We start from the raw sequence: 5,461 nt of genomic DNA, 5'->3' as shown, positions 1-5,461 counted from the left end.
TCTTAACATACTGAGATAAAGAAAATAAAAAGTATTAGAAAGTTTCTTCCTGCCGATTGCTCGGCAGGAAAAGCGTACATAAGCTTACGGGTTATTAGTACTACTCGACTATGACATTACTGCCTTTACATCTATAGCCTATCAACGTAGTCATCTCCTACGACCCTTAAAAGAAATCTCATCTTGTGGTGGGTTTCGCGCTTATATGCTTTCAGCGCTTATCCCTTCCAAACGTAGCTACTCTGCGATGCCACTGGCGTGACAACAGATACACTAGAGGTTTGTCCAATTCGGTCCTCTCGTACTAGAATCAGATCCACTCAAATTTCTTGCGCCCACAGTAGATAGAGACCGAACTGTCTCACGACGTTCTGAACCCAGCTCGCGTGCCACTTTAATGGGCGAACAGCCCAACCCTTGGGACCTTCTCCAGCCCCAGGATGTGACGAGCCGACATCGAGGTGCCAAACCCCCCCGTCGATATGAGCTCTTGGGGGAGATCAGCCTGTTATCCCCGGCGTACCTTTTATCCTTTGAGCGATGGCCCTTCCATGCGGAACCACCGGATCACTATGCTCTACTTTCGTACCTGATCGACCTGTATGTCTCTCAGTCAAGCTCCCTTATGCCATTGCACTCTACGCACGGTTACCAAGCGTACTGAGGGAACCTTTAGAAGCCTCCGTTACTCTTTTGGAGGCGACCACCCCAGTCAAACTACCCACCAAGCAATGTCCCCCGCATAGCGGGGTTAGGCCCTAGATAAACAAAGGGTTGTATTTCAACAATGACTCCACAACGCCTAGCGACGCCACTTCACAGTCTCCAACCTATCCTACACATCATTTATCCAAGGTCAATACTAAGCTATAGTAAAGGTGCACAGGGTCTTTTCGTCCCACTGCGGGTAAGCGGCATCTTCACCGCTACTACAATTTCACCGAGCTCATGGCTGAGACAGTGTCCAGATCGTTACACCATTCGTGCAGGTCGGAACTTACCCGACAAGGAATTTCGCTACCTTAGGACCGTTATAGTTACGGCCGCCGTTTACTGGGGCTTCATTTCAATGCTTCTCCGAAGATAACATCTCCACTTAACCTTCCAGCACCGGGCAGGTGTCAGGCCCTATACTTCATCTTACGATTTTGCAGAGCCCTGTGTTTTTGATAAACAGTCGCCTGGACCTCTTCACTGCGGCCTCGTATTGCTACGAGGCGACCCTTCTCCCGAAGTTACGGGTCTATTTTGCCTAATTCCTTAGCCATGAATCTCTCGAGCACCTTAGGATTCTCTCCTCGACTACCTGTGTCGGTTTGCGGTACGGGTACTTATTACCTGAAGTTTAGAGGTTTTTCTTGGAAGCCCTTAGGCGCACTATCTCTTCAACCGAAGTCTCCGAGTACTATCGTATTTCCCCAAGCCGCGTGGATTTGCCTGCGCAGCTTATAGGTAGGTACTTCAACGAACTATTCCGTCAGTTCGCGGCGCTTTCATCACTCCGTCACCCCATCACAGTAATAACTAGTACGGGAATATTAACCCGTTGTCCATCGACTGTCCCTTTCGGGTTCGCCTTAGGTCCCGACTAACCCACAGCTGATTAGCATAGCTGTGGAAACCTTAGTCTTTCGGTGTGCGGGTTTCTCGCCCGCATTATCGTTACTTATGCCTACATTTTCTTTTCTCACCAGTCCAGCATACCTTACGATACACCTTCTACCCTGTGAGAATGCTCCCCTACCACTTACAATTAATTGTAAATCCATAGCTTCGGTAATACGCTTATGCCCGATTATTATCCATGCTCGTCCGCTCGACTAGTGAGCTGTTACGCACTCTTTAAATGAATGGCTGCTTCCAAGCCAACATCCTAGCTGTCTGGGCAGACAAACCTCGTTCTTTCAACTTAGCGTATATTTGGGGACCTTAGCTGATGGTCTGGGTTCTTTCCCTCTCGGACTTGGACCTTAGCACCCAAGCCCTCACTGTTATGAAACATTATATAGCATTCGGAGTTTGTCAGGAATTGGTAGGCGGTGAAGCCCCCGCATCCAATCAGTAGCTCTACCTCTATATAACTTTAACCATAACGCTGCACCTAAATGCATTTCGGGGAGTACGAGCTATTTCCGAGTTTGATTGGCCTTTCACCCCTACCCACAGGTCATCCGAAGACTTTTCAACGTCAACCGGTTCGGTCCTCCACTATGTGTTACCACAGCTTCAACCTGCCCATGGGTAGATCACACGGTTTCGCGTCTAACACTACTGACTAAAGCGCCCTATTCAGACTCGCTTTCGCTACGGATCCGTGGCTTAACCACTTATCCTTGCCAGCAACGTTAACTCGTAGGCTCATTATGCAAAAGGCACGCCGTCACCCCACGAAAGGGCTCCGACCGCTTGTAAGCGTATGGTTTCAGGATCTATTTCACTCCGTTATTCACGGTTCTTTTCACCTTTCCCTCACGGTACTGGTTCACTATCGGTCTCTCAGGAGTATTTAGCCTTAGCGGATGGTCCCGCCAAATTCAGACAGGATTTCTCGTGTCCCGCCCTACTCAGGATACCACTATCGTTATCTTCTATTACTTATACAGGGCTATCACCTTCTTTGGCCCTACTTTCCAGTAGATTCTAATTCTATCCGCAACAAATATCGTGGTCCTACAACCCCAAAAATGCCGTAACATCTTTGGTTTGGGCTAATCCGCGTTCGCTCGCCACTACTTACGGAATCACTTTTGTTTTCTTCTCCTCCGCCTACTTAGATGTTTCAGTTCAGCGGGTTTGCCCACCTATCGGTGTACTATGTCTTCAACATAGTGGGTTGCCCCATTCGGGTATCTACGGATCATATCGTGTGTGCCAATCCCCGTAGCTTTTCGCAGCTTATCACGCCCTTCATCGCCTCTGAGAGCCAAGGCATCCCCCATACGCCCTTATTTTGCTTATTGTACCAACATTCAATTAAGAATGCCGTTTCTTTCACTTGTCTATAAATAAACAAGCAAAAAATGCTTTCTACTTTTTATTATTTTCTTATCTCAATATGTCAATGAACTTTAAAGTAGTGTTCAGTGTTCAGTTTTTAGTATTCAGTCGAAACTGAGTACTGATCACTGTAAGCTGATCACTCTTTTTGTGGAGAATAACGGAGTCGAACCGTTGACCTCCTGCGTGCAAGGCAGGCGCTCTAGCCAGCTGAGCTAATTCCCCAATCTTTTTTAATTATGAATTGTGAATTACCAATAACGATATATCGCGATTTCTCAACTCTAGAATTTCTTCTTTTTTTAAGTTAAATAGTTGTCTCGGACAGACTCGAACTGTCGACCCCTACATTATCAGTGTAGTACTCTAACCAGCTGAGCTACGAGACACTCTTTATACTTATGTCTAAAGCCGAAGGTCTTAAAGTCGAAAGTACTTGACTTTTGACATTGGACTTTACAACTTTACGACTGTAATATTATTTGAACTAACAGCAAGAGTAATATAATGTCAATATTTGTTTCCTTTTCGATATTTAGTCTTCTTTCCCTAGCGTGTATTGCTACTAACACTAAGGCTCTAGAAAGGAGGTGTTCCAGCCGCACCTTCCGGTACGGCTACCTTGTTACGACTTAGCCCTAGTTACCAGTTTTACCCTAGGCAGCTCCTTGCGGTCACCGACTTCAGGCACCCCCAGCTTCCATGGCTTGACGGGCGGTGTGTACAAGGCCCGGGAACGTATTCACCGGATCATGGCTGATATCCGATTACTAGCGATTCCAGCTTCACGGAGTCGAGTTGCAGACTCCGATCCGAACTGAGAACGGTTTTGTAGATTCGCTCCTGGTCACCCAGTGGCTGCTCTCTGTACCGTCCATTGTAGCACGTGTGTAGCCCAAGGCGTAAGGGCCGTGATGATTTGACGTCATCCCCACCTTCCTCGCAGTTTGCACTGGCAGTCTTGTTAGAGTTCCCGACTTCACTCGCTGGCAACTAACAACAGGGGTTGCGCTCGTTATAGGACTTAACCTGACACCTCACGGCACGAGCTGACGACAACCATGCAGCACCTTGTAAATTGTCTTGCGAAAGTTCTGTTTCCAAAACGGTCAATCTACATTTAAGCCTTGGTAAGGTTCCTCGCGTATCATCGAATTAAACCACATGCTCCACCGCTTGTGCGGGCCCCCGTCAATTCCTTTGAGTTTCATTCTTGCGAACGTACTCCCCAGGTGGGATACTTATCACTTTCGCTTAGCCACTGAAATTGCTCCCAACAGCTAGTATCCATCGTTTACGGCGTGGACTACCAGGGTATCTAATCCTGTTCGCTACCCACGCTTTCGTCCATCAGCGTCAATATATTAGTAGTAACCTGCCTTCGCAATTGGTATTCCATGTAATCTCTAAGCATTTCACCGCTACACTACATATTCTAGTTACTTCCTAATAATTCAAGTCAGACAGTATCAATGGCCGTTCCACCGTTGAGCGATGGGCTTTCACCACTGACTTATCTGACCGCCTACGGACCCTTTAAACCCAATGATTCCGGATAACGCTTGGATCCTCCGTATTACCGCGGCTGCTGGCACGGAGTTAGCCGATCCTTATTCTTACGATACCGTCAAGCTGCTACACGTAGCAGGGTTTCTTCTCGTATAAAAGCAGTTTACAATCCATAGGACCGTCATCCTGCACGCGGCATGGCTGGATCAGGCTTGCGCCCATTGTCCAATATTCCTCACTGCTGCCTCCCGTAGGAGTCTGGTCCGTGTCTCAGTACCAGTGTGGGGGATCTCCCTCTCAGGACCCCTACCCATCGTTGCCTTGGTATGCCGTTACCATACCAACTAGCTAATGGGACGCATGCTCATCTTTCACCGTTGTGACTTTAATAGTTCCTTGATGCCAAGGTACTATACTATGAGGTATTAATCCAAATTTCTCTGGGCTATCCCTCTGTGAAAGGTAGATTGCATACGCGTTACGCACCCGTGCGCCGGTCTCTGTCTCCGAAGAAACATACCCCTCGACTTGCATGTGTTAAGCCTGCCGCTAGCGTTCATCCTGAGCCAGGATCAAACTCTTCATCGTATATTTGTGAGTTCAGATAAATCTGTTCTCTTTGTTTATGCGACTAAATTCTAGTGGTTTTTTCAAATCTCTCAATTCTATTACTCTTATTCTTTTGTCTTGTCTTTTGGACAAGACGGCTGTCAATTCAATATGTCTAGGAACGTGTTCTTTTATTTCTATCACCTCTATCAACACTTGTTATAGCGTTTCTCGAAGCGGGTGCAAAAGTACAACTTTCTTTTTAACTAACAAGAAAAATGTGAAGTTTTTTTGAGATAATTTTTATATCCCTTTCTTCTGCTTTTCTTATCAATCTGTCAAGGAACATTGCGCGTTTTGCGGGGTGCAAAGGTAACATCCGTTTTCTATTCTCACAAGCTTTATC

2 tRNA genes and 2 rRNA genes are annotated in these 5,461 nt (G+C 46.8%); all 4 read right to left on the bottom strand.

Annotated elements, in window-relative coordinates:
* Positions 1-74: 74 nt before the first annotated feature.
* The 4 genes from EKM03_RS14820 to EKM03_RS14805 all read right to left on the bottom strand — a co-directional run bounded on the left by EKM03_RS14820 (position 75) and on the right by EKM03_RS14805 (position 5,094).
* A 23S ribosomal RNA gene (locus EKM03_RS14820) occupies positions 75-2,960 on the bottom strand.
* 188 nt (positions 2,961-3,148) lie between these two features.
* Positions 3,149-3,222: transfer RNA gene (locus tag EKM03_RS14815), tRNA-Ala, on the bottom strand.
* 90 nt (positions 3,223-3,312) lie between these two features.
* Positions 3,313-3,386, bottom strand: a tRNA-Ile gene (locus EKM03_RS14810).
* 194 nt (positions 3,387-3,580) lie between these two features.
* Positions 3,581-5,094: ribosomal RNA gene (locus EKM03_RS14805) — 16S ribosomal RNA — on the bottom strand.
* Together the 16S and 23S rRNA genes with 2 tRNA genes alongside form the textbook arrangement of a ribosomal RNA operon.
* Positions 5,095-5,461: the final 367 nt, after the last annotated feature.

The organism is Flavobacterium sp. GSP6 (assembly GCF_003984855.1).
Taxonomy (GTDB): domain Bacteria; phylum Bacteroidota; class Bacteroidia; order Flavobacteriales; family Flavobacteriaceae; genus Flavobacterium.
This window is presented reverse-complemented; position numbering and strand designations above follow the sequence as displayed.